The sequence below is a fragment of the Cellulomonas sp. NEAU-ZC6 genome (genome assembly GCF_056844425.1).
Window position 1 is genome coordinate 141,021 of the sequence record NZ_JBXFYH010000005.1, and the last position, 21,636, is coordinate 162,656.

The window sequence follows — 21,636 nt, forward strand, 5'->3', positions numbered from 1 at the left end:
GGGCGCTCAGCCGCGCGGCGCGAGCGGCCGGGTCGCCGGGCCCTCGAGGACCGTGCCGTCCGGGCCGAACCGGCTGCCGTGCAGCGGGCAGTCCCAGGACCGCTCGACCTCGTTCCACGTCACGACCCCACCCAGGTGCGTGCAGACCCCCGACACCCGCCGGGTCACGCCGCCGACCGTGCAGACCGCCTCGGGCCGGACGCCCGCCCGCTCGACCCCGCCCTGGCCCTCCGGCGGGTCGGCGCGCACACCCGCGGCCGGCCGGGGCGCCGTCCAGCCGGAGAGCAGCGAGCGCGCGACGGCCGCGTTCAGCCGCGCGGCGGCGCCGAGGCCGGTGAGCTCCTGCCGGCCGAGCGGCCGCCAGGCCTGCCCCCAGCGCGGTGCGTGGTGGCCGAGCAGGTCCGCCGCGAGCACCAGCGCCGCGGCGACCGCCGTCGTCATGCCCCACTTCGCGTACCCGGTCGCCACGAGCAGGCGGGGGTCCGAGGGCAGCAGCCGGCCGACCAGCGGCAGGCCGTCGGTGGAGGTGTAGTCCTGCGCCGACCACGCGTGGGTCAGCACCGCCCCGGGGAAGTGCTGCTGCGTCCAGTCGACCAGCAGCCGGACGGAGTCGCCGGTGGGCACCCGGCGGCCGACCGGGTGGCCCGCGCCGCCGACCAGCAGCAGGTCCGGGGTCGCGGGTGCCACGGCGGTGGCGTCGTCGCCCGGCAGGTCCGGCGGGCGGACCAGCCCGGGCCCGGCCAGCGCCGGGGTGGAGCGCAGCGAGCGCGGCTCGGCGTCGACGGACAGCGACATCGTCGTCGGCGGCGGTGCGGGCACGCGGAAGGTCAGCGCGTAGGACCGGTTCGGGCGCAGCCGCGCGAACGTGCCGCCGCGGTCCAGCACCGGAGTCCCGGTGGCGAGCACGACGGCGTCCGCGGCGACGTCGCCGGCCGTCGTCCGCAGCGTCATCCGCGTGCGCGGACCGGGGACGTGCCGGGTGCCGAGCACGCGGACGCCCTCGACGATCCGGCCGCCGCGCGCCACCAGGTCCGTCGCCAGCGCGGCGAGCACGTCGAGGGGGTCGACCTGCGCCTGGTCGGCCAGGCCGATCGCGCCGGTGACGGGGATCGGCAGGTCGGTGCGCCGCCGCCAGCCGACCGGCACACCGGCGCGCCGGGCAGCCTCCAGCTCGGCCTCGACCCGGTCCCGGCCGCCGGCGGTCGTCGAGTAGGTCAGGGCCTCGCGCCGCTGGTACGGCACCTCGTGGTCGTCGAGGTAGCGCAGCAGCCAGTCCATGCCCTCGGCGCTGGCCTCCGCGTACGCGGTGACCACCCGGTCGTCGTGGCGGTCGGCGAGCGCCGCGAGCCGGTCGCCCTGCAGCAGGCTCACCTTGGCGGTGCTGCGGCCGGTGGTCCCCGCCCCGACCGTGCGGGCCTCGAGCACGGTCACGCGGCGGCCCGCGCGCGTCAGCAGCAGGGCGGTGGTCAGGCCGGTCAGCCCGGCGCCGACGACCACCACGTCGGCGGGCGCGTCCCCCGGGTGCGGGACCTCGCCGGGGGCGAGGTGGTGCGGGTGGGCCGGCGACGGCCGCCGGTCCCACCACAGCGAGGTCCGCGCGACCACGGGGGTGCTCCGCTCAGATCTGGGCGGCCGGCGGCGGGGTCTCGGGGGTGCCGGGGTTGACCGGCGTGCCCGGGGTGCCGGCCGGGGCCGGCGTGCTGTCGTCCGCGTCGTCCGACGAGCGCGAGACGGCGCTCTTCACGGCGCCCACCGCCTTGTCCTTGAGCGCACCGCCCTGGTCCTTCGCGAACCCGGCGGCCTTCGTCTCCAGGTCGTCGACCGTCGACTGCACGCGGGGGTCGTGCCACGCGTCGGAGGCCCAGCCCTTGATCTTCTCGAACTGCGCACGGCCCGCGCGGGTCCCGAGCACGTAGCCCACGCCCGCGCCGAGGACGAATGCCAGCTTGCCCTTCATGCCTGACCTCCTGAGTCGGTGTCCTGGTGGTCCGACCGAGCGTAGGCGCGGGCGTCCCGGCCCGCAGAGCGAGCGCAGACCCGGCCGACCGTACGCCCCTGAGGTCGCGCCGCCGGTCACCGGCCCGGCGCTCGACGCGCGGGCAGGCGCGCTCGAGAGCACAGTGACCCCCGAGGAGGTGGTCACGATGGCCCAGTCGACGCAGGTGACCGACCAGCAGCCGGCGCTCAGGCGCACCATCGGCCGCACCGTGCTGCTGCTGTTCGTCGTCGGCGACATCCTGGGCGCCGGCATCTACGCGCTGACGGGAACCGTCGCCGCGGAGGTCGGCGGGGCGATCTGGGTGCCGTTCCTGGCGGCGTTCGTCCTCGCGGCGCTGACGGCGACCGCCTACGCGGAGCTCGTCGCGCGCTACCCGCAGGCCGCCGGTGCGGCGCTGTACGCGAACCGCGCGTTCCGGCGGCCGTTCCTCACCTTCCTCGTCGCGTTCGCCGTGATGATGTCCGGCATCACCAGCGCCTCGGCGGCCGCACGGGCCTTCGGCGGCGACTACCTGGCCGAGCTGCTGCCGTTCGGCGTGCCCACCGTGGTCGCCGCGTGGGTGTTCCTCGGCCTCATCACCGCGATCAACGTCCTGGGCGTCTCCGAGTCCGTGCGGGTCAACGTCGTCCTCACGCTGATCGAGGCGACCGGGCTGCTCGTCATCATCGGGATCGGCGTCCTGGCGCTGGTCCGCGGCGAGGGCGACCCCGGCCGCGCGCTGGAGCTGCACACGGAGGGCGCGGCGTGGATGGGCGTCCTGGGCGGGGCCGCGCTGGCGTTCTACGCGCTGCTCGGGTTCGAGGACTCGGTGAACCTGGCCGAGGAGGCGCGGCACCCGCGCCGCGACTACCCGCGCGCGCTGTTCGGCGGCCTGGCCATCGCCGGCGTCATCTACCTGGCCGTGGCGTTCACCGCGTCGATGCTGGTCGAGACGGACGTGCTGGTCGGCTCGACCGGACCGCTGCTGGAGGTGGTCAAGGTCGCGGGCGTGGTGTTCCCGGCCTGGCTGTTCGCGCTGATCGCCCTGCTGGCCGTCATGAACACGGCGCTGATCAACATGATGATGGCGTCCCGGCTGGTCTACGGCATGGCCCGCGAGCGCATCGTCCCGGCCTTCCTCGGCCGGGTGCACGCCCGCCGCCGCACCCCGGTCACCGCGATCGCGTTCACCGTCGTGCTGGCCCTGACCCTCACCGCGACGGGCGACCTCGGCGACCTGGCCGACACGACCGTGCTGCTCCTGCTGCTGGTGTTCGCCGTGGTCAACGTCGCGGTGCTGGTGCTGCGCCGCCGGCCGGTGGGCGACGGGGAGGAGCAGCCCGAGCGCGTCGAGGGCGACGCGCAGCGGTCGTTCCGCGCGCCGACGTGGGCGCCGGTCGCCGGTGCGGTCGTGTCTCTCGTGCTCGCGTCGCCGCTCACCGGGCGCGAGGGGTCGGTGTACCTGCGCGCCGGCGTGCTGCTCGCGATCGGCGTCGTGCTCTACCTGGTGAACCGGATGGTCGGCGGCAGGGCGAACGGGGTGGACAGGGCGGACGCCTCGCCGGTGGACTGAAGGGCACCACCCCCGACCAGGAGGCGCCGTGCCGGACGACCCGACGTTCCTCGAGCACGTCGCCGACGTGCTCGCCGGGCTGCCCGCCGTCGAGGCCGTCACGCTCGGCGGCTCCCGCGCGCAGGGCACGCACCGCCCCGACAGCGACTGGGACCTGGCCGTCTACTACCGCGGCACCTTCGACCCGCAGCACCTGCGCGACGTCGGCTGGGACGGCCACGTCTTCGACGTCGGCGGCTGGGGCGGCGGGGTGTTCAACGGCGGCGCCTGGCTCACCGTCGAGGGCCGGCGCGTCGACGTGCACTACCGCGACCTCGCCGTCGTGGAGCGCGAGGTCGAGCGGGCGGGCCGGGGCGAGTTCGACATCGAGCCGCTGCTGTTCCACCTCGCGGGCTTCCCGACCTACGTGGTCGTCGCCGAGCTGGCCGGGCACCGCGTGCTGCGCGGGACCCTGCCGCGCCCGGGCTTCCCGGAGGCCCTGCGCCGCACCGCGCCCGAGGTGTGGGGCGCGCGGGCCGACTGGACGCTCGACGCCGCGGAGCAGCACGCCCGTGCCGGGCGGGTCGCCCAGTGCGCGGGACAGGTCGCCGTGGCCGCCGCGCAGCGCGCGCACGCCGTGCTCGCCGCCCGCGGGGAGTGGGTGACGAACGAGAAGCGGCTGCTCGACCGGGCGGGCCTGCGGGCGGTGGACGACCTCGTGCTCGGGCTGGGCGCGGACCCGGGGTCGCTGCTGGGTGTCGTCACGGCCGCGCGGGAGCTCGGACGGGACTGACGGTCCTGGCCCGCCTGCACGTCAGCGGACGACGCCCGCCCGGAAGGCCCACGCGACCAGGTCCACCCTGCTCCGGGCCCCGGTCTTCGCCATGATGCGCGCCAGGTGCACCTTGACCGTCCCCACCGCGAGCGTCAGCGATCGCGCGATCTCCGCGTTGCTCTGACCACGACCCAGGCAGGCGACGACCTCCAGCTCGCGTGGGGTCAGGGCGGCCGGCCCGGACTCGTGCACCCGATCCGGGATCGTCGGCTGCCGATCGCGATCCCCGCGGCGCCTCGACCACACCTGCGTGACCGCGGCGACGAGCTCCGACGCGGAGACCGATTCCGGCACGCGGTGCACGACCAGCGCGGGCGACAGCCCCTGCGGGTCCTCGGGCACGGCCGCGATGAGGACGACCACCGGGGCGCGCGGCGACACGGCGACCGCGCGCAGCGCCCGCGCCGAGGCTGCCCGCTCCACGCGGTCGCCCACGACCAGCGCGTCCGGGCGCGAGCTCCGGACCGACGCGACGAGCTCACCGGGTGACGCGATCTCGGCGACGACCCGCAGCCGGGGGTCGGCCGCCAGCACGACTCGCAGCCCGTGCCGGACGATCTCGTGGGGGTGGACGAGGAGGACCCGGATGAACGACATGAGCGCTGCCCGCCATCGACGTGCCCCCGCACCTCGTCCCACTGTACGGATCGACCCCGTCGACCGGCAGGCCGGGTTCACACCCCGTCCACGCTCCGCCTCCGCCGCTTCGACACGGCGGCGACGGCGCCGGCCGACACCAGGCCCAGCGCGACCACGCCGGCGACGCCCCGTGCGCCGAGGACCGGGCTCAGGACGACGAGTGCGGCAGCGCTGCCGATCAGCGCAGCGGCGACACCCGGCCCTGCTGGGCGGCGCTGTCGGACGAGAGCCAGAGCGACGAGCAGCGCGGCACAGCCCAGGCTCAGGAGGGCGGGCGTCAGCTCCGGCGCCCCGAGGCTCCCGGACATGACCAGGGCGTGCACGAGGACCAGGGCCGCCAGCGACGCCGCCACGAGCAGCGACCCCCGGGCCCGGGCACCCGCCCGGACCCGAGAGGCACGGATCACGCCGACGGCCAGGACCAGCGCCATCACGACCGGCACGGACACACCCGCCTCCGTGCGGCCGACCCACCGGTCGACACCGTCCGGGCCGATGTGGATCGGCACCTCCGCGCCCGGCTCGAGGGAGAGCCACCCGACGACCGAGACGAGCACCGACACCACGAGGGCGAGCAGACCCGCACCGACCAGCGTGCGTCGGCTCACGGTTGTCCCCGACCCATCACGGACGGCCCTCCCACCTGACGCGCCATCGCCTGGCGGCGACGGTGCCCCTCTCAGCGGCAGCTGCCGCGCGGCGCTGTTCGGCACCGCAGGACGAGTCGACCGCAGGTGGCCGGGTGCCGGTATACCTCGTTCGACATAGGCGGCTCTGGTCCGGCACCGTCGCCCCGGCGTACCGTCCGGGGATGACGCCGAAGGTGCCCAAGGACGTGTACGAGGCCGAGCTGTTCCGGCTGCAGGCCGAGCTGGTCACGCTGCAGGAGTGGGTGCGGGCCAGCGGCGCACGCGTCGCCGTGGTCTTCGAGGGCCGGGACGCGGCCGGCAAGGGCGGCACGATCAAGCGGATCACCGAGTACCTGAGCCCCCGGGTCGCCCGGATCGCCGCCCTGCCCGCACCGACCGAGCGGGAGCGCAGCCAGTGGTACTTCCAGCGCTACGCCGCCCACCTGCCCGCCGCCGGGGAGATCGTGCTGTTCGACCGGTCCTGGTACAACCGCGCCGGCGTCGAGAAGGTGATGGGGTTCTGCACGCCGGAGGAGCACGCACGGTTCCTGGAGCAGGCACCGGTGTTCGAGCAGATGCTGGTCGACGACGGCGTGCTGCTGCGCAAGTACTGGTTCTCGGTGTCCGACAACGAGCAGCTCAAGCGGTTCCGGTCCCGGATGGACGACCCGGTGCGGCGCTGGAAGCTCAGCCCGATGGACCTCGAGTCGATCGCCCGCTGGGAGGACTACTCCCGGGCCAAGGACGAGATGTTCGCGCACACCGACCTGCCGGCGAGCCCGTGGTTCGTCGTGGAGTCGGACAAGAAGCGCAACGCGCGGCTGAACATGGTGGCGCACCTGCTGTCGACCATCCCGTACCGCGAGGTGCCGCAGGAGCCGGTGCACCTCCCCACGCGACCGCCCGCCGACGACTACCGGCGTCCCCCGCGGGAGCTCTACACGTCGGTGCCGGACCACGCCGCGAAGCTGGTCGGCGACCGGGAGGCGGACGCCTGACCCGCCCGGCGGCGGTACCGTCGCGGGCGATGACCACGCACACGATCGCCCCCGACGACCCCCGCTCCCCCGACGTCGTCGCGCTGCTCACCCGGCACCTGGAGCTGATGCACGCCCAGTCCGACCCCGAGGACGTGCACGCCCTCGACGTCGACGCGCTGGCCGCACCGCACATCACGTTCCTCAGCGCCCGTGACGACGACGCCGGGACGCTGCTCGGCGTCGGGGCGCTCGCGGAGATCGGCGCGGGGCACGGCGAGATCAAGTCGATGCACACCGCCGACGCCGCCCGCCGGCGCGGGGTGGCCGGCTCGCTGCTGGCGCGGCTGGTCGGGCTCGCCGTCGACCGGGGCTACCACCGGGTCAGCCTGGAGACGGGGACGCAGGACGGGTTCGCGCCCGCCCGCGCCCTGTACGCCCGCGCGGGCTTCGTCGAGTGCCCCCCGTTCGGCTCCTACGCGCCGAGCCCGGCGTCGACGTTCATGACGCTCGACCTCTCGTCGCGCTGACCCGTCGGCCGAGGTCGAGGGGTAGCGGCGAGGTCGAGGGTCTCCGGCCGTCCGAGACCGGCAGACCCTCGACCTCGCCCGCCGCGTCGGGTCAGGCCAGCGGCAGCGGGAGGTCGCGCGGCGGGCGGTAGCGGAACTCGCGGTCCGCGTCCGTGATCGCCCGGATCACGCGGGCCGGCGCGCCGCCGACGACGTCCGGCGGGACGTTCGCGGTGACGACCGCACCGGCACCGACCACCGAGCCGCGCCCGATCGTCACACCCGGCAGGATCACCGCGCCCGACCCGATCCACACGTCGTCCTCGATGTGCACCGGGGCGGAGAACTGGGTGCCGTCGCGCCGCAGGTCCGGGTGCACGGGGTGACCCGTCGTCGTGACGGTGACGTTCGGGGCGAACATCACCCGGTCGCCGACGTGCACCTCGACGTCGTCGACCAGCGTGAGGTTGACGTTCACGAACACGTCGTCGCCCAGGTGGACCCGGTGCCCGTACATGACGCGCAGCGGGGGCTCGACCCAGACGCGCTCGCCCACGCTGCCGAGCATCTCGCGGAGCAGCCGCTCCCGCTCCGCCGTCTCCCGCGGGCGCGTGGCGTTGAAGTCGTGCGCGAGCTCCTTGCCCCGCACGCGCTCGGCGTCCAGGGCCTCCAGGCCGGGGCCGGAGTCGGTGTAGAGCTCGTGCGCGTCCATGCGGCGGCGCACCTCGCGCTCGCGGTCGTCCATCGTCCACCCTCTCGCGTCGCCGGTCCCCTCGTCGGACCGACGACCATCCTGCCCTGCGGCGGCCGGGTCGCCGGGCGTGCGGGTCGACCGCGCGGGCGCTCGCCAGGTTCCCGGTGGCGGTGGCCCAGGGCGGGACCTACGGTCGTCGCAACCCCTCGAGACCATGGAGGACACCGTGGCACAGCCGGGTGACGACACGAACGTGCGACCGACCGACGACGCCGGGCTGGAGCCTGCCCACCCTCCGGAGCGCTTCCGCCCGGTGCGGGAGTGGTCGCTGGACTCCGTGACCGACCTGTCGCGCATCCGCGGGGAGCTGCTCCGGGAGGTGACGTCGGCCCGCGCGGAGCCGCAGGCCCGGCTGGGACCGGTGCCGGAGAACATGGTGCTGGTCGCCTCGGAGCTCGCCACGAACGCCCTGCAGCACGGGCAGCCGCCGACGGTGCTCTCGCTGCACGCCGCGGACGACGACTACCTGCTCGACGTGTGCGACGCCGACCTCGACGGCGAGCCGGTGCTCGCCGGGGAGCGGCCGTCGGGCGCCGGCGGGTTCGGCCTGATGATCGCGCGCCGGCTGTCGCAGGATGTCGGCTGGTACACCACCGCCACCACCAAGCACGTCTGGGCCGTCTTCCCCGCCCAGCGCTGAGCCGCTGGTCCACCTCGGGCCGCTGAGCCACCGGGTCGCCCACGGATTCTCGCGTCGCCCACCGAACTATCCGTGGGCGCAGCGAGAATCAGTGGGCGAGGCGGCGGTGCCGCGCCCACAGGGCGGGCACAGCGGGCACCGGAGGTGGGCACGGGGTGGAGCGGCATCGTCAGCGGCATGACCGAGAACCCGCACACCCCCGAGACGCCGGCGGCTCCCGCTGCCACCACCCCGGCGCCGACGCCCGGTCCGGCCGGACCCGCTGCCGCTCCGACGGCGCCGCCCGACGCCGCGGCCCCCGACGGGTCGTCGTGGTCGGCACCGTCGACCGCTCCCACCGAGGCTGCGACTCCCGCACCGTGGCGGCGGTTCGGGCGCTGGATCACCGCTGCGGTCCTCGTCGGCGTGCTGCTGGTTGGCGGAGCGGGCGGCTTCGCGATCGGCCGGGCCACGGCTCCGGAAGTGCCCGGCCGCTTCGGCGTCGAGCGTCCCGGCGGCCGGATGCCGGGCGGCGACCCGGGCGAGCTGCCGGAGCCGCCGTCGGACCGGTCGGGGAGCGGCTCCGACCCGGGCTCCGCCGCCGACGGCAGCTCCACCGGCACCGCCGCGACGACCTGAGGCCGGAACCGGCCCCGCGGCGCGCCGCCGACGGGCAGGATGACCCCCAGGACGCGGCGCGACGGACGGGGACGACGTGGACGAGCACGGGCACCACGAGCCGGCGCTCGGCGAGCTGCCCGGCATCAACGGCAGCCCGACCGGCGCGAGCTTCCGCGACGCCCCGCCGCGCGAACCCCGGTCCTGGCGCGCGATGCTCCTGACGGCGCTGCCGCCCCTGGTCCTCGCCGCGGTGGTCCTGCTCGTCGCGACCCGCTGACCGCGACGAGCTACCGCGCCGGGTGCGCCTCGGACGCCTCCGACGGGTCCGGGATGAGCGTCATCGCGCCGCCGAGCAGGCCGAGCACGACCGCCGCGCGGGTGTGCGCGTACGGCTTGCCGGCGGCCCGGCGGGCCTCGCCGCGGCGGAAGATCCACCGCTCCGCGACCACGACCGACGCGACCGAGCCCGCCGCGAGCCCGGCGGCCACGGCCGCGAGGACCACCTGGCGCTTCGGCTCCATGTCCGCGAGGGCCTGCCGCACGTCGACGCGCTCCTCCTCCGGCAGCGCCTCCCGCCGGGCGCGGGTCTCCTCCTGCATGCGGCGCACGTCCGGCAGCGACAGCGCGGTCAGGGCGACGCCCAGGCCGGCCTTGGCCCAGCCGCGGGCGGCTCGGGACCGGATCACGTCGGGGGTGGCGTAGTACGCGGCGGTGGCGACGGCGGTCGCCGCGGCGGCGAGGACCTTGCTGGCCGGCGGGGTCGTCGGCATGGACGGCTCCTTCTGGGGTGGGTCGGCTGGTCGTCCACGGTAGGCAGGACCGTCGGACGCCCGCCTCCGCCCTGAGGGGGAGATCAGTCGGCGGTGACCTCGGTGACCTGCCCGTCCTCGACGTGCCACCGGCGCGTCAGCCGCACGGAGTCGAGCATCCGGCGGTCGTGGGTCACCAGCAGCACCGTCCCGTCGAACGCCTCGAGCGCCTGCTCCAGCTGCTCGATCGCGGGCAGGTCCAGGTGGTTGGTCGGCTCGTCGAGCACCAGCAGGTTGACCCCGCGGGCCTGCAGCAGCGCGAGGGCGGCGCGGGTGCGCTCGCCCGGCGACAGCGACGACGCCGGCCGGTTCACGTGGTTCCCGCTCAGGCCGAACTTGGCGAGCAGGGTGCGCACGTCCGCCGTCGTCCACTCCGGCACCTCGCGGGAGAACGCGTCGACCAGGGACGCGTCGTCCTCGAACGCGGCGCGCGCCTGGTCGACCTCGCCGACCAGGACGCCCGACCCGAGGTCGACCCGGCCCGCGTCCGGCACCAGGCGGCCGAGCAGCAGCCCGAGCAGGGTCGTCTTGCCCGCACCGTTCGGCCCCGTGATGGCCACCCGGTCGCGCCAGTCGAGCTGCAGGTCCACCGGACCGAGGACGAACGCACCGCGGCGCACGGTCGCGGCCCGGGCGGCCGCCACGACGGTGCCGGACCGCGGCGCCGCCGCGATGCTCATCTGCAGCTGCCACTCCTTGCGGGGCTCGGCGACGGCGTCGAGCCGCTCGATCAGGCGCTCCGTCTGCCGCGCCTTCGCCGCCTGCTTCTCGGAGGCGTCGGCCCGGAACTTGCGGCCGATCTTGTCCTTGTCGGTCGACTTCCGGCGCGCGTTCTTCACGCCCTTGTCCATCCACGCGCGCTGCATCCGGGCGCGGGCCGACAGCGCGTCCCGGCGCGCGGCGTAGTCCTCGTACGCCTCGCGCGCCTGGCGCCGGGCGGTCGACCGCTCGTCCAGGTAGGCGTCGTAGCTGCCGCCGTAGACGGCCACCCGCTGCAGGCTGCGGTCGATCTCGACGACCGACGTCACGGTGCGGCTGAGGAACTCGCGGTCGTGGCTGACGACGACCACCGGCGCGTCCACCCGGTCGACGAAGTCCTCCAGCAGCGCGAGCCCGTCCAGGTCCAGGTCGTTCGTCGGCTCGTCGAGCAGGTAGAGGTCGTACCGGGACAGCAGCAGCGCGGCGAGGCCGACCCGGGCGGCCTGCCCCCCGGACAGCGCCGTCATCGGGAGCTCGGGGTCGACGTCGAGCCCCAGGTCGGCCAGCACGGACCCGCGGCGGGAGTCGAGGTCGCCGCCGCCCAGGGCCATCCAGCGTTCCAGCGCCTCCCCGAAGGCGTCGTCCGCACCGGGCTCTCCCGCGGCGAGGCGCTCCGCGGCGGCGTCCATCGCCACCTGCGCGGGACCGACGCCCGTGCGGCGCTCCAGGTGGGCGCTGACGGACTCGTCGGCGCGGCGCTCGATCTCCTGCGCGAGGAAGCCGAGCTGCGCGTCCGGCGGGGACACCGCGACCGCGCCCTGCTCGGGCGCGCGGAGCCCGGCGAGGATGCGCAGCAGCGTCGACTTCCCGGCGCCGTTCGGGCCGACCAGCCCGACGACGTCACCCGGGGCGACGACCAGGTCGACGTCGGAGAACAGCTCGCGGTCGCCGAAGCCCGCGCCGACACCCTTGGCCTGCACCGTGGCACTCATGCGGCCATTGTCCGGTGCGGGCGGGGCTCAGCGTGCCGCGGGCTCGCTCTCCCGGTCCGCGGGCGCGTCCAGGCGGCCGGTCCGGTGCAGCCACCGCTCGGCGATCAGGGTGAACATCGGCGGCACCGACGCGGCGAGCGCGACCAGCGTCACCCACCAGCCCCAGCGCAGCTTCACGCCCGCCCAGACGGTGATGCCCGCGTAGGCGAGGAACACGAGCCCGTGCGCCTGGCCGAAGATCTGCACCCCGAGCTCGGTGGTGTGCGTGACGTGCTTGAGGAACATCCCCACCAGCAGCCCGGCCCACGTCGCGGCCTCGAGGAACGCGACGATGCGGAACGCCTGGCCGTCGGCGTTGCTGACGGGCTTCATGCGGGTGGCTCCTGGGGGTGGGTTCCGGGGGTCGGACGACACTAACCCGGCCGAGGTGTCGATCCGCGTCTTCCCCGTTCGACCTGGGAGGTGAGAAGGTCCGCAGGAGCGGACCACCGACGCGAAGGGGACGGCACCATGCCGAAGTACATGCTGATCATGCGGGGCACCGACGAGGGCGCCGCCGCGTACGCGGACATCGACTTCACCGAGGTGATCGCGTCCATGGGCCGGTACAACGAGTCGATGGTGGAGGCCGGCGTGCTGGTGGCCGGCGAGGGCCTGAGCGACGCGGCCGAGGGCGCCGTCGTCGACTTCTCCGCGGAGACGCCGGTCGTCACCGACGGCCCCTACGGCGAGACCAAGGAGCTGTTCAACGGCTTCTGGATCGTCGACGTGGCCACGAAGGAGGAGGCCGTCGAGTGGGCGCGCCGCGCTCCGCTGGGCGGCCCCGGCAACAAGATCGAGGTCCGCCGGGTCAACGGCGTCGAGGACTTCCCGCAGGACAACGAGTGGATCCGCAAGGAGGCGGGGTGGCGCGAGCAGCTCGGGACCAACTGAGCCCCGCCGAGGCCGGGCGGCGCGCCGTCGAGGCGGTGTGGCGGATCGAGTCCGCCCGCATCGTCGGCGCGCTCGCCCGGTACACCGGGGACTTCGCGCTCGCCGAGGACGTCGCCTCCGAGGCGCTGGCCGAGGCCCTGGCGGCGTGGCCGCGCGACGGCGTCCCCCGGGATCCGGTCGCGTGGCTGCTGGCCACCGGACGGCGCCGGGCGATCGACGCGTTCCGGCGCCGGTCCGCCCGCGACGAGCGGTACGCGGGGTTCGCCCGGGAGCTGACCGAGGGCGGCGCGCACACCGGCACGGCGCCGTCGCCGGCGGACGACCCGGACCTGCTCTGGGACCCGGACCGGATCGACGACGACCGCCTCGCGCTGCTGTTCGTCGCGTGCCACCCCGTCCTGTCCAAGGAGGCGCGGCTCGCGCTCACGCTGCGGGTGGTCGCCGGTCTCACCAGCGAGCAGGTCGCGGCGTCCCTGCTGGTGCCGGTGCCGACCGTCCAGGCACGGATCACGCGCGCCAAGAAGACGCTCGCCGCCGCGCGGGTGCCGTTCGAGGTGCCACCCGCGGCGGAGCGCACCGAGCGGCTCGGCTCCGTGCTGAACGTCGTGTACGTGCTGTTCACGGAGGGCTCGTCGGCCTCGACCGGCGACTCCTGGCTGCGGCTGGACCTGGCGCACGAGGCGATCCGGCTGGCGCGGATCCTCGTGCGGCTCGTGCCCGACGAGCCGGAGGCGCAGGGCCTGCTCGCCCTGCTGGAGCTGACCGCGGCACGCTTCCCCGCCCGCACGGGGCCCGACGGGGAGCCGGTGCTGCTCGCGGACCAGGACCGGCGCCGCTGGGACGCCTCGGCGGTCCGCCGGGGCCGCGCGGCGCTCGCCCGGGCGGTGGCCGCCGGACGCGGGCTCGGGCCGTACGGCCTGCAGGCGGCGATCGCGGAGCAGCACGCGATCGCACCGTCCGTCCCGGGGACCGACTGGGAGCGCATCGTGCTGCTCTACGAGGCGCTGGGCCGGGTCGCTCCGTCACCCGTGGTCGAGCTCAACCGTGCCGTCGCCGTGTCGATGGCCGCCGGCCCCGCCGCCGCGCTGCCGCTGGTGGACGCGCTCGCCGCCACGGGCACGCTCGGCGCCACGTACCTGGTGCCGAGCGTCCGCGGCGAGCTGCTGGCCCGGCTGGGGCGGACGGAGGAGGCGCGGGCCGAGCTCGGGCTGGCGGCGCAGCTGTGCGGGAACGCGCGGGAGCGGGCGGTGCTGGAGCGGAAGGCGGCGGCGCTCAGCCGGCCGTGAGCGGCAGCGTCCGCACGCTGCGGAACTCCCGCTCCTGCCCGTCGACGGGGTCGGTGAACGCCACCTCCGCGGCGAGCAGCTGGAGCGGCCGGCGGAAGTCGTCGACCTCGACGTCCTGCACCACCGGGTACAGCGGGTCGTCGACGATCGGGACACCCAGGCCCAGCAGGTGCAGCCGCAGCTGGTGGGTCTGGCCCGTGCGCGGGCTGAGCCGGTAGACGCCGAGCCCGTCGTCGCGCACGGACTCCAGCTCGACCCGGGTCTCCGCGTTCACCGGCGCGCCCGGCACCACCTCGGCCTGCCAGACGCCGCGCTCCTTGCGGATGTGATTCCGCACCTCGACCGGCAGCTCCAGGTCCGCGCGCACCGGGGCGAGCGCCCGGTAGGTCTTGCGCACCGCCCGCCGCTCGAAGGCCGACTGGTACGGGCCGCGCCACCGCCGCTCGGTCGCCAGCATCAGCAGGCCCGAGGTGACCCGGTCCAACCGGTGCAGCGGCGACAGCTCGGGCAGGCCCAGCTCGGCCCGGAGCCGGACCACGACGCTCTGCATCACGTGCCGGCCCCGTGGGATCGACGACAGGAACGGCGGCTTGTCCACCACGACCAGCCGCTCGTCGCGGTGCACCACGTGGATCGTGCCGGGGACCTCGGGCTCCTCGCGCAGGTCGCGGTGGAAGAACACGAACCGGTGCGGGCGGTACGGGTCGTCGTCGCGGACCGGCCGGCCGTCCTCGTCGACGAACCGCTCGCCGGCCAGCATCGCCGGGACGTCGACCTGCTCCGGCAGCCGCTCCCGGAGCCACGCGCCCATGCTCGGCCAGTCGAGGTCCGGCCGGGTCCGGTCGCGGTCGGGCGTGCGGACCCAGGCGGCGCTCAGCCCGTGGCGGGCGGGCAGTGGCGAGCGAGGAGGCACCGGCCGATCGTACGAGGACGCCCGGCGCCGGGATGACGGGGCCCTGTGCCGCGGTTGTGCCGGTGGACCGGCACGTCCGACCCTGGAGGCACCCTGATGAGCACCGACGCCCTGACCGCCACCGACCGCGAGCTGCTCCGGCGGCCGCTGCTCGGGTTCCTGACCGTCGCCGCCGGGCCCGTGCCGGCGCCGGCGCGGCCCGTGTGGTTCGAGCTCACCGACGAGGGAACGCTCCAGCTGTTCACCGGGCCCGGCACCCTCAAGGTGAAGCGGCTGCGCGAGGACCCGCGGGCGTCGCTGATCGTCGCCGCCCCGGCGGACGAGCGGGAGCACTGGGTGGCCGTCACCGGCCGGGTCACCGTCGAGACGGACGGGGCGCACGACCTCGCCGCACGCCTCGCGGCCCGGTACTGGGACCTGGAGGACCCGCGGCGCGCGGAGGAGCTGGCCGGGATCCTGGCGGAGGACCAGGTGCGCGTCGTGATCCACCCGGACCAGGTCCGGCGCGTCGAGTACTGACGACCCTCAGCCGCGCACCAGCGCGTCGTACGTGTCCGCGAACCGCGCGCGCCGCTCGGCGTAGTGCGCGGCGTGCGCCGGGACCGGCTCGTACGTCGCCCCGGTGACCCGGGGTGCCCGCGGCACGTCCGGCGCGAGCACGTCGAGCGCGAGCAGCGCCGTGCCGCGCTGCGTGGCCCTACGGCGCGTGACGTGCGTGACCGGACGACCGAGCACGTCCGCGAGCACCTGGAGCCACGCGGGCTCGTCGTTGCTGACCCGGCCCGAGGCGGCGACCTCCACGACCTGCGGGGCGGCGGGGTGCAGCTCGTCCGCGACGCGGGCGTAGGTCATCGCGACCCCCTCGACGACGCCGCGGAACACGACGTCGGGCTCGGTGGCGGCCGAGACCCCCGTGAACGCGGCCCGCGCGCCGCCGACCCAGCCCGGCGCGCGCTCGCCCGTCAGGTACGGCAGCACGAGCGGGGTGGCGTCCGTCGGGGGCGCGGCCAGCACCGGCGCGAGGGACGGGCCGAGCCGGAACGTGGCCTGCGCCCAGCTGATGGCGCGGCCGACGTCGTTGATCGCCCCGCCGAGCAGCGTCCGGCGGGCGTCGACCCGGTAGTTCCACAGGCCGAAGGGCAGCGGCTCGGCGGGTCCGTCGACCAGCACCCGCAGCGCCCCGCTGGTCGCGGTCGAGGCGGCCATGACCGTCGCGTCGGCCGCGCCCGCGCCGATGTTGCTCGCGAACCCGTCGGTGATGACGGGGAACCAGACGGCGCGCGCCAGGGCGGGCCAGCGCGCGAGGGCGACGGCGGGTGCCGGGTCGGCCGGGTCCCGGGGCGGTGCCAGCTGCACGGCGTCGACGCCCGCGGCCGCGAGCAGCTCGGGGTCGTACGCGCCGGTACGGCGGTCGAGCAGCCCGGTCCACGCCGCCGTCGAGGTCCCGGCCAGCGGGGTCCCGACCAGCCGGGCCAGCACGTACTCGCCGAGGGACCACCAGCCGGCGGCCGCCCCGACGACGCGCGGCGCCGCCGTGGCCAGCCAACGCAGCCGCGGCGCGTGGTAGCTGGTGTGCACCCGGGTCCCGGTGCGCTGCTGGACGGCGTGCTCGTCCAGCTCGGCCCGCAGGATCGGCACCTCGGCGGCGCTGCGGGAGTCGGCGTAGGTGAGGCACGGCGTGAGCGCGCGGCCCGCCGCGTCGGCGGCGATCAGCGACGCGGCGAACGTGGCCACCGCGACCCCGGCGATCCGGGAGCCGAGAGCCCGGTCGGCGGTCACCGCGTCGAGCACCTGCTCGATCTCGGCGGTCACCTGGTCCGGGTCGATGACCGACGTGCCGTCGGGGGCGACGGTGAAGGCGTGCGGCACCTTGTGCTGCAGGCCGCGCACGCGGCGGCCGGACGCGTCGTGCACGCCGCCGCGGGTCGCGGTGGAACCGACGTCGAGCGCCACCACCAGCGGGTCGAGCGCCGATCCGAGGTCGACGTCGTCATCGGTCCGGGTCATCGCGGTCCTCGTCCTCGGCGGCGTGGGTCGTCTCCGACCCTAGTCACGGCACCACGCGGCCGCCGCCCCACCCGGCGCCGTCGCGCGTGAACACCCAGCGGTCGTGCGGCTCCGCCGCGATGTCGAGCCGGTCGACCCGCTCGACGTGCACCTCGACCCACGCGAACCGGGCGGGCCACCTGTCCTCGTCGTCGGGTCCAGCGGGCGCCTCGCCCGGGGCCAGCGGCGTCCCCGGGACCGACGGCGAGCCGTAGCCGCGCCGGGAGCGCGCGCCGAGCGCCGACCAGCGACGCCGCCGCTCGTCGTCGTCCACCGGCACCGCCCGCCCCGTCACCCGGACCTGCACGCCGGTGCCGTCGTCCCAGAACGTCAGGGCGACCCGCGGTTCCGCCCGGAGCTCGGCGACCTTCGCGGACCGGGCGTCCGTGGCGAACGCGAGGGTGCCGGCGTCCGGGTCGCAGTCCCGCAGGATGACCGACCGGACGCGCGGCGCCCCGGTCGCGTCGACGGTCGCGAGGGCGGCCAGCGTGTACGGCGTGCGCCGCGTCGTCGCCTCGGCCAGCGCGCGCCAGGTCGCCGACAGCCGCACGTCGGGCTCGGGGGTGCTCATGCGCCCAGCATCACGGACCGCACGTGCGGTCGCCCGCCGGCACCCGGGAGTCGCGCGCTCGTGCCCGGAGACGCCGGCGACCCCGGCCGCACCGGGGGGCGGTGCGGCCGGGGTCGTCGGTGGTCGGCCCGTCCGGGCCGCGGCTCAGGCTCGGCTCGCCCGGCGGCGCCAGGCCACGAGCGCCGTGCCGGCCAGCAGGAGCAGCAGCGCCCCGCCCCCGGCGACGCCGGCCTCCGAGCCGGTCACCGCCAGCGGCGTGCCGGGAGCGGCGGCGGGCGCCGCGACCGGGAGGGCCGGCGCGCCGGGGGCCGGGGCCGCGACCGGGAGGTACGTGACGCGCACCAGCGCGGACGTGACGTCGCCCTCGAGGTCGCTCACCCGGTAGCCGACGGGCGTCGGGTCACCCGTGAACCCGTCCTGCGGGGTGAACGTGATCGCGCCGGTCGCGGGGTCGACCGTCCAGGTGCCCTCGCCGGCCACGACCAGCCGAGTGACCGCGCCGCCGTCCGCCGGGTCCACCAGCCGCACGCTGGTGGGGTCGAGGCGACCCGCGTCGTTGCCGAGCACGTCCACGGTCACGGCGGTGCCCGGGGCGTTGCCCCGTGCGGCGTCGTCGGTCGCCTGCGGCAGGTAGGTCACCACGACCTGCGCCGAGGCGGTCCGGCCGCCGGCGTCCGCCACCCGGTAGCGGACCGGCGTCGGGTCGCCCCGGAACCCGGGCTCGGGCGCGAACGCCACCGTGCCGGTGGCGGGGTCGACGGTCCAGCGGCCCTCGCCCGGGACCGTGAGGGAGGTGACCCACGCGCCGGCGGGGTCGCGGAGCACGACGCTCGCGGGGTCCAGGGGCGCGCCGGTGCCGGAGTCGTTCCCGAGCACGTCCACGACCACCGAGTCGCCGATGGTGTTGCCGGTGTCGGCGTCGTCGGCCGCGGCGGGCGGCGTGACGACGGTGACGGCGGCGTTCGCCGTGTTGTCGGCCGCGTCGCCGCGGTCCTCGACCGCGGCGACGTTGGTCAGGGTGGTCCCGGCCGCGTCGGCGACCGTCTGCGTGGCGACGACCGTGAGCGTCTCGCCGACGTCGAGCCCGCGGCTGCCCGAGGCGGTCCCGCCGAGCGGCGCGAACGGCCGTGCGCAGTCCAGCTCCGCCGGGAGCGGGTCGCCCACGCCGGCGTCGCAGGTGACCGGGCCGCGCCCCAGCGCGCCGGCGGTGCCGCCGGTGGTCGTCAGGGAGGTGAGGACGGCCGGCCCGGTGCCCGGGACGACGTCGCGCAGGGTCACCACGTCGCCGCGGGTCATCGCGGCGGGGCCGCGGTTGGTGACGGTGACCGTCCAGGTCAGCACGTCTCCCGCGACCGCCGTCGCCGCGGTGCCCGCGGGCCTGCCGTCGACGGCGACCGTCTTGGTCACCGCGAGGTCGTAGGCGCACTCGACCCAGTCGAGCGTGATCGAGCCCGCGGCGCCCGCACCCGTGCCGGTCTGGCGGCCGACCGCGGTCGCGCCGACGCCGGTCGCGCCGACAGCCACCAGGCTCGAGCCGCCACCGCCGCCACCGCCGGCGACGGTCGAGATCACGGTGCCGGAGCCGTCCGCGTCGGTGTTCTGGATCAGCGTCGAGGCACCGCCGCCACCGCCCTGGTAGCCACCGCCACCGCCGCCGCCCGCGTCGTAGTTCGGGTCGAAGGCGCCGGCGCCGCCGGTCCGCCCCGCCCCCGGCAGGCCGTCCAGCGTGCTGTCCGTGCTGTGCACGCCGCCCGCACCCGGTGTCGCGGCGCCGCCCGCACCGCCGCCGACGACGATGCGCTCACCGCCGGCGGTGACGCCCTCGTACCCGTCGGTCCCCGCGGAGCCGGGTGCGACGGCACCGGCCATGACGGGCAGGCCGGCGTCCCCGCCGAAGCCGTCGGCCGAGACCGAGTGCCCGCCGCCGGACCCGCCGCCACCGCCCGCGAGCACGGCCAGGTCGCCACCGAGCGTGAGCTCGCTGGCACCGCCGCCGCCCGCGCCGCCGTGCTGGCCCACGACCGCGCCACCGGCACCGCCGCCGTTCGCCCCGCCGGCGCCACCCAGGCTGCCGCTGTTCTCGCGGCCACCGCCACCGACGGTCCCGCCGAAGGCCGTGCCCGGCACGACGTCGAACGTCGCCGTCACCCGCGCGGCCCCGCCGTTGGAGCCCACCCCGTTGGCACCGGCCGCGGCGCGGCCGCCCGCACCGCCCACGACGACCGCCTCGACGGCGCACACCCCGTCCGGGACCACGCCCGCGAGGGCGCCCACCCCGAAGACGGCGGTCGGGGCCGGGGCCGCCGGGTCGGCGAGCGCGGCGGGCGCCAGGGCCACCGGCACGACGCCGGCGGCGAGGACCGCCGCCGCCGTGAGGCCGGCGAGCCCGGCGCGGCGCGCGCCGGGTCGGCGGGTCGCGGACGTGGGTCTGTGCTGCACGTGTCTCCTCCATGCTGTCCCGACCGGGACCGCGCCGGTGCGCGGCGGTCGTCACCTGCGGGCGGCACGCAGACGCGGCCGGCTCCTGCGGGAGCCTGGCGGACGAACGTCCCGCCTCGGGGCGCGACGGGCACGGTTCACCCCGCGGTTCACCTTCGACGCCGCCCGGTATGGGCGGTTCGTCCCGGTTCGTGCGCAGGCTGGACGACCGGGGCAGCGGCGGGCGCGGTCTCAGCCCGGCGCGACCTCGGCCACGCGAACGCGGCGGTCGAGGCCGCTGAGGCTCAGCATCCGGCGGACCCCGGCACCCGCGCCGACGACCGTGACGGCGTGGTCGTCCGGGCTCTGCGCCGCGAGCCCGGCCAGCAGGCCGAGCGCCGCGGTGTCGGCGAACGTGACGGCGGACAGGTCCACCCGCTGCACGGACCCGAGCGCTGCTGGCAGCTCGGCCAGCGCCAGGCCACGTAAGCCGGCCGCCGCGGACAGCGACGTCAGGTCGACCTCGCCGCGCAGCGTCAGCGTGCCGTCGTCGCCCACCTCAAGCACCTCGGGCGCCTCCGCCGGCGGGGTCCCGCCGGACGTGCCGGACCCGCGGCGGGCCGCCGACCGGGCCGGCAGGACGCCGGCCAGGAGCACGACCAGCACCCCGACGACCGGGACCACGACCAGCGCCGCGCGCAGGGACGTCGCGTCGGCCACGGCCCCGATCGCGGGCGGGGAGACGAGGATGCCGGCGCGCAGCAGCCAGCCGACCACGGTCAGCCCCGTGCCGGCGCGCAGGCCGGGCAGCTCGTCGGCCGTCTGCATGGCGGCCGGGATCAGGGTGGCGATCCCGAGGCCTGCGAGCCCGAGGCCGATCACGGTGCCGGCAGCAGAGGGCAGCAGCAGCGCCTGGCCCATGCCGACCGCGACCAGCGCGCCGCCGGCGCGGGCCACTGCCCGCTGCCCGAACCGGTCCACCAGGCGGTCGCCGAGCAGCCGGCCGACCACCTGCGACGCCTGCAGCGCGATGAAGCCGCTCCCCGCGACCAGCGCCGTGGCACCGAGGCTCTCCCGCAGGTAGATCGCGGACCAGGAGGCGCCCACGTCCTCCACCACCGCTGCCGCCGTGGCGATCAGCACCAGGGCCGCGATGTTCCCCCAGCGCAGCAGCCGCCCGCGCCCGGCCGAGCGGGTCGCCCCACCCGCGGCCGCCCGTTCCGGGTCCTCCGGCGCGTCGGGTCCCGGCAGCAGCGCGCGGGCGGCGAGCACCGCCACCAGGCAGCACACCGCACCCGACACGGAGAGCTGCACGCCGGGCGGCACGTCGGCACCGGCGGCCAGCGCCCCGCCGAGACCACCTGCCACGGCGCCGACGCTCCACGCCGCGTGGAAGGCGTTGAGGATCGACCGCCCGTACGCCCGCTGCACCCGCAGCCCGTGCGCGTTCTGCGCCACGTCGGTGACGGCGTCCGCCGCGCCGCCGGCGAACAGCCCGAGGAACAGCACCGCGACCACCGGGGCCGTCCCGGCCGCGACCACCGCCGTCGCGGCGAGCAGGGTCCCCACCACCGCGACCGGCCCCGACCCCCAACGCCGCACGAGCGGTGCGGCCAGCAGCCCGGCGAGGAGCGCGCCCAGCGGGAACATCGCGACGGCCAGCCCGAACTGCGTGTTCGACAGCTCCAGCGCCGCCTTGATGTCCGGGTACCGCGGCACGAGCATCGCGAACACCGCGCCGTTCGTGAAGAACAGCGCCGCGACCGCCGCGCGCGCCCGGCGCAGCTCGGGGGCGGCACCGCGCCCCGCCTCGACCGCGGCGGCCGCCGCGGGGATCTGCTCCGACATCTTCGCTC

The 21,636-nt window shown here is 76.7% G+C and carries 23 protein-coding genes; 10 read left to right on the forward strand and 13 right to left on the reverse strand.

The window, feature by feature from the left end:
• Positions 1-6 precede the first annotated feature (6 nt).
• Both AC1050_RS18320 and AC1050_RS18325 read right to left on the reverse strand, forming a co-directional pair.
• Positions 7-1,605, reverse strand: coding sequence for an FAD-dependent oxidoreductase (locus AC1050_RS18320; protein ID WP_482388838.1), 1,599 nt, complete (start codon positions 1,603-1,605; stop codon positions 7-9).
• A 13-nt stretch (positions 1,606-1,618) separates the two neighbouring features.
• The gene (locus AC1050_RS18325; RefSeq protein WP_482388839.1) at positions 1,619-1,957 is read right to left on the reverse strand and encodes a YtxH domain-containing protein; all 339 of its coding nucleotides are present in this window, start codon (positions 1,955-1,957) and stop codon (positions 1,619-1,621) included.
• Between the two features lie 187 nt (positions 1,958-2,144).
• Between AC1050_RS18325 and AC1050_RS18330 the strand changes: the two genes are divergently transcribed.
• On the forward strand, positions 2,145-3,551 hold the full coding sequence (locus AC1050_RS18330; protein ID WP_482388840.1) for an APC family permease: 1,407 nt from the start codon (positions 2,145-2,147) through the stop codon (positions 3,549-3,551).
• Between the two features lie 28 nt (positions 3,552-3,579).
• Entirely contained in the window at positions 3,580-4,323 is a 744-nt protein-coding gene (locus AC1050_RS18335; RefSeq protein ID WP_482388841.1) for a nucleotidyltransferase domain-containing protein, read from the forward strand.
• A 21-nt stretch (positions 4,324-4,344) separates the two neighbouring features.
• Here AC1050_RS18335 and AC1050_RS18340 read toward each other — a convergent pair whose 3' ends face one another.
• Together AC1050_RS18340 and AC1050_RS18345 are read right to left on the reverse strand one after the other, a co-directional pair.
• Positions 4,345-4,962, reverse strand: a complete 618-nt coding sequence (locus AC1050_RS18340) for a response regulator transcription factor (protein WP_482388842.1) — start codon at positions 4,960-4,962, stop codon at positions 4,345-4,347.
• Between the two features lie 77 nt (positions 4,963-5,039).
• Positions 5,040-5,612 carry a hypothetical protein gene (locus AC1050_RS18345; RefSeq protein ID WP_482388843.1) on the reverse strand — a complete coding sequence of 191 codons (573 nt, stop codon included), beginning with the start codon at positions 5,610-5,612 and terminating at the stop codon, positions 5,040-5,042.
• Positions 5,613-5,815: 203 nt separating this feature from the next.
• Between AC1050_RS18345 and ppk2 the strand changes: the two genes are divergently transcribed.
• Both ppk2 and AC1050_RS18355 read left to right on the forward strand, forming a co-directional pair.
• A complete protein-coding gene (gene ppk2, locus AC1050_RS18350; RefSeq protein WP_482388844.1) occupies positions 5,816-6,631 on the forward strand; it encodes a polyphosphate kinase 2 in 816 nt (271 codons plus the stop codon).
• A gap of 29 nt (positions 6,632-6,660) precedes the next feature.
• Positions 6,661-7,140 carry a GNAT family N-acetyltransferase gene (locus AC1050_RS18355; protein ID WP_482388845.1) on the forward strand — a complete coding sequence of 160 codons (480 nt, stop codon included), beginning with the start codon at positions 6,661-6,663 and terminating at the stop codon, positions 7,138-7,140.
• A gap of 91 nt (positions 7,141-7,231) precedes the next feature.
• Here AC1050_RS18355 and AC1050_RS18360 read toward each other — a convergent pair whose 3' ends face one another.
• Entirely contained in the window at positions 7,232-7,864 is a 633-nt protein-coding gene (locus AC1050_RS18360) for a sugar O-acetyltransferase (protein ID WP_482388846.1), read from the reverse strand.
• 175 nt (positions 7,865-8,039) lie between these two features.
• Here AC1050_RS18360 and AC1050_RS18365 point away from each other — a divergent pair, with 175 nt between their 5' ends.
• From AC1050_RS18365 to AC1050_RS18375, 3 genes are all read left to right on the forward strand, one after another.
• A complete protein-coding gene (locus tag AC1050_RS18365) occupies positions 8,040-8,513 on the forward strand; it encodes an ATP-binding protein (RefSeq protein WP_482388847.1) in 474 nt (157 codons plus the stop codon).
• Between the two features lie 177 nt (positions 8,514-8,690).
• Complete coding sequence (locus tag AC1050_RS18370) at positions 8,691-9,131, forward strand: hypothetical protein (protein ID WP_482388848.1); 441 nt, start codon at positions 8,691-8,693, stop codon at positions 9,129-9,131.
• A gap of 76 nt (positions 9,132-9,207) precedes the next feature.
• Positions 9,208-9,390, forward strand: coding sequence for a hypothetical protein (locus tag AC1050_RS18375; protein ID WP_482388849.1), 183 nt, complete (start codon positions 9,208-9,210; stop codon positions 9,388-9,390).
• A 10-nt stretch (positions 9,391-9,400) separates the two neighbouring features.
• Here the strand turns inward: AC1050_RS18375 and AC1050_RS18380 are convergent, their stop codons facing one another.
• From AC1050_RS18380 to AC1050_RS18390, 3 genes are all read right to left on the reverse strand, one after another.
• On the reverse strand, positions 9,401-9,883 hold the full coding sequence (locus AC1050_RS18380; RefSeq protein ID WP_482388850.1) for a hypothetical protein: 483 nt from the start codon (positions 9,881-9,883) through the stop codon (positions 9,401-9,403).
• Between the two features lie 83 nt (positions 9,884-9,966).
• Positions 9,967-11,613, reverse strand: coding sequence for an ABC-F family ATP-binding cassette domain-containing protein (locus AC1050_RS18385; RefSeq protein WP_482388851.1), 1,647 nt, complete (start codon positions 11,611-11,613; stop codon positions 9,967-9,969).
• A gap of 27 nt (positions 11,614-11,640) precedes the next feature.
• Positions 11,641-11,985: a DUF3817 domain-containing protein gene (locus AC1050_RS18390; protein ID WP_482388852.1), complete on the reverse strand. Its 345-nt coding sequence runs from the start codon at positions 11,983-11,985 to the stop codon at positions 11,641-11,643.
• 138 nt (positions 11,986-12,123) lie between these two features.
• On the opposite strand from AC1050_RS18390, the gene AC1050_RS18395 reads away from it, so the two are divergent.
• Positions 12,124-12,546: a YciI family protein gene (locus AC1050_RS18395; RefSeq protein ID WP_482388853.1), complete on the forward strand. Its 423-nt coding sequence runs from the start codon at positions 12,124-12,126 to the stop codon at positions 12,544-12,546.
• The gene (locus AC1050_RS18400) at positions 12,519-13,832 is read left to right on the forward strand and encodes an RNA polymerase sigma factor (protein ID WP_482388854.1); all 1,314 of its coding nucleotides are present in this window, start codon (positions 12,519-12,521) and stop codon (positions 13,830-13,832) included. The genes AC1050_RS18395 and AC1050_RS18400 overlap by 28 nt, the downstream gene beginning before the upstream one ends.
• Here the strand turns inward: AC1050_RS18400 and AC1050_RS18405 are convergent.
• Positions 13,819-14,745 (reverse strand): pseudouridine synthase, encoded by a 927-nt coding sequence (locus AC1050_RS18405; protein WP_482388855.1) that lies wholly within the window; start codon positions 14,743-14,745, stop codon positions 13,819-13,821. The two genes, AC1050_RS18400 and AC1050_RS18405, sit on opposite strands and share 14 nt — an antisense overlap.
• 96 nt (positions 14,746-14,841) lie before the next feature.
• On the opposite strand from AC1050_RS18405, the gene AC1050_RS18410 reads away from it, so the two are divergent.
• Complete coding sequence (locus AC1050_RS18410) at positions 14,842-15,264, forward strand: pyridoxamine 5'-phosphate oxidase family protein (protein ID WP_482388856.1); 423 nt, start codon at positions 14,842-14,844, stop codon at positions 15,262-15,264.
• Positions 15,265-15,270: 6 nt separating this feature from the next.
• Here AC1050_RS18410 and AC1050_RS18415 read toward each other — a convergent pair whose 3' ends face one another.
• The 4 genes from AC1050_RS18415 to AC1050_RS18430 form a co-directional block, all read right to left on the reverse strand.
• Complete coding sequence (locus AC1050_RS18415; RefSeq protein ID WP_482388857.1) at positions 15,271-16,752, reverse strand: gluconokinase; 1,482 nt, start codon at positions 16,750-16,752, stop codon at positions 15,271-15,273.
• 43 nt (positions 16,753-16,795) lie between these two features.
• Positions 16,796-17,362: a pyridoxamine 5'-phosphate oxidase family protein gene (locus AC1050_RS18420; protein ID WP_482388858.1), complete on the reverse strand. Its 567-nt coding sequence runs from the start codon at positions 17,360-17,362 to the stop codon at positions 16,796-16,798.
• Between the two features lie 144 nt (positions 17,363-17,506).
• Complete coding sequence (locus tag AC1050_RS18425) at positions 17,507-19,801, reverse strand: hypothetical protein (protein ID WP_482388859.1); 2,295 nt, start codon at positions 19,799-19,801, stop codon at positions 17,507-17,509.
• Positions 19,802-20,032: 231 nt separating this feature from the next.
• Positions 20,033-21,628 carry an MFS transporter gene (locus AC1050_RS18430; protein WP_482388860.1) on the reverse strand — a complete coding sequence of 532 codons (1,596 nt, stop codon included), beginning with the start codon at positions 21,626-21,628 and terminating at the stop codon, positions 20,033-20,035.
• Positions 21,629-21,636 lie beyond the last annotated feature (8 nt).

Bases quoted from the DNA above. Each gene is read 5' to 3' on its own strand.
- AC1050_RS18390 (WP_482388852.1), bottom strand. From the start codon at position 11,985: ATGAAGCCCGTCAGCAACGCCGACGGCCAGGCGTTCCGCATCGTCGCG.
- AC1050_RS18380 (WP_482388850.1), bottom strand. From the start codon at position 9,883: ATGCCGACGACCCCGCCGGCCAGCAAGGTCCTCGCCGCCGCGGCGACC.
- AC1050_RS18395 (WP_482388853.1), top strand. From the start codon at position 12,124: ATGCCGAAGTACATGCTGATCATGCGGGGCACCGACGAGGGCGCCGCC.
- AC1050_RS18355 (WP_482388845.1), top strand. From the start codon at position 6,661: ATGACCACGCACACGATCGCCCCCGACGACCCCCGCTCCCCCGACGTC.
- AC1050_RS18385 (WP_482388851.1), bottom strand. From the start codon at position 11,613: ATGAGTGCCACGGTGCAGGCCAAGGGTGTCGGCGCGGGCTTCGGCGAC.
- AC1050_RS18340 (WP_482388842.1), bottom strand. From the start codon at position 4,962: ATGTCGTTCATCCGGGTCCTCCTCGTCCACCCCCACGAGATCGTCCGG.
- AC1050_RS18370 (WP_482388848.1), top strand. From the start codon at position 8,691: ATGACCGAGAACCCGCACACCCCCGAGACGCCGGCGGCTCCCGCTGCC.
- AC1050_RS18420 (WP_482388858.1), bottom strand. From the start codon at position 17,362: ATGAGCACCCCCGAGCCCGACGTGCGGCTGTCGGCGACCTGGCGCGCG.
- AC1050_RS18410 (WP_482388856.1), top strand. From the start codon at position 14,842: ATGAGCACCGACGCCCTGACCGCCACCGACCGCGAGCTGCTCCGGCGG.
- AC1050_RS18330 (WP_482388840.1), top strand. From the start codon at position 2,145: ATGGCCCAGTCGACGCAGGTGACCGACCAGCAGCCGGCGCTCAGGCGC.
- AC1050_RS18415 (WP_482388857.1), bottom strand. From the start codon at position 16,752: ATGACCCGGACCGATGACGACGTCGACCTCGGATCGGCGCTCGACCCG.
- AC1050_RS18325 (WP_482388839.1), bottom strand. From the start codon at position 1,957: ATGAAGGGCAAGCTGGCATTCGTCCTCGGCGCGGGCGTGGGCTACGTG.
- AC1050_RS18360 (WP_482388846.1), bottom strand. From the start codon at position 7,864: ATGGACGACCGCGAGCGCGAGGTGCGCCGCCGCATGGACGCGCACGAG.
- ppk2 (WP_482388844.1), top strand. From the start codon at position 5,816: ATGACGCCGAAGGTGCCCAAGGACGTGTACGAGGCCGAGCTGTTCCGG.
- AC1050_RS18430 (WP_482388860.1), bottom strand. From the start codon at position 21,628: ATGTCGGAGCAGATCCCCGCGGCGGCCGCCGCGGTCGAGGCGGGGCGC.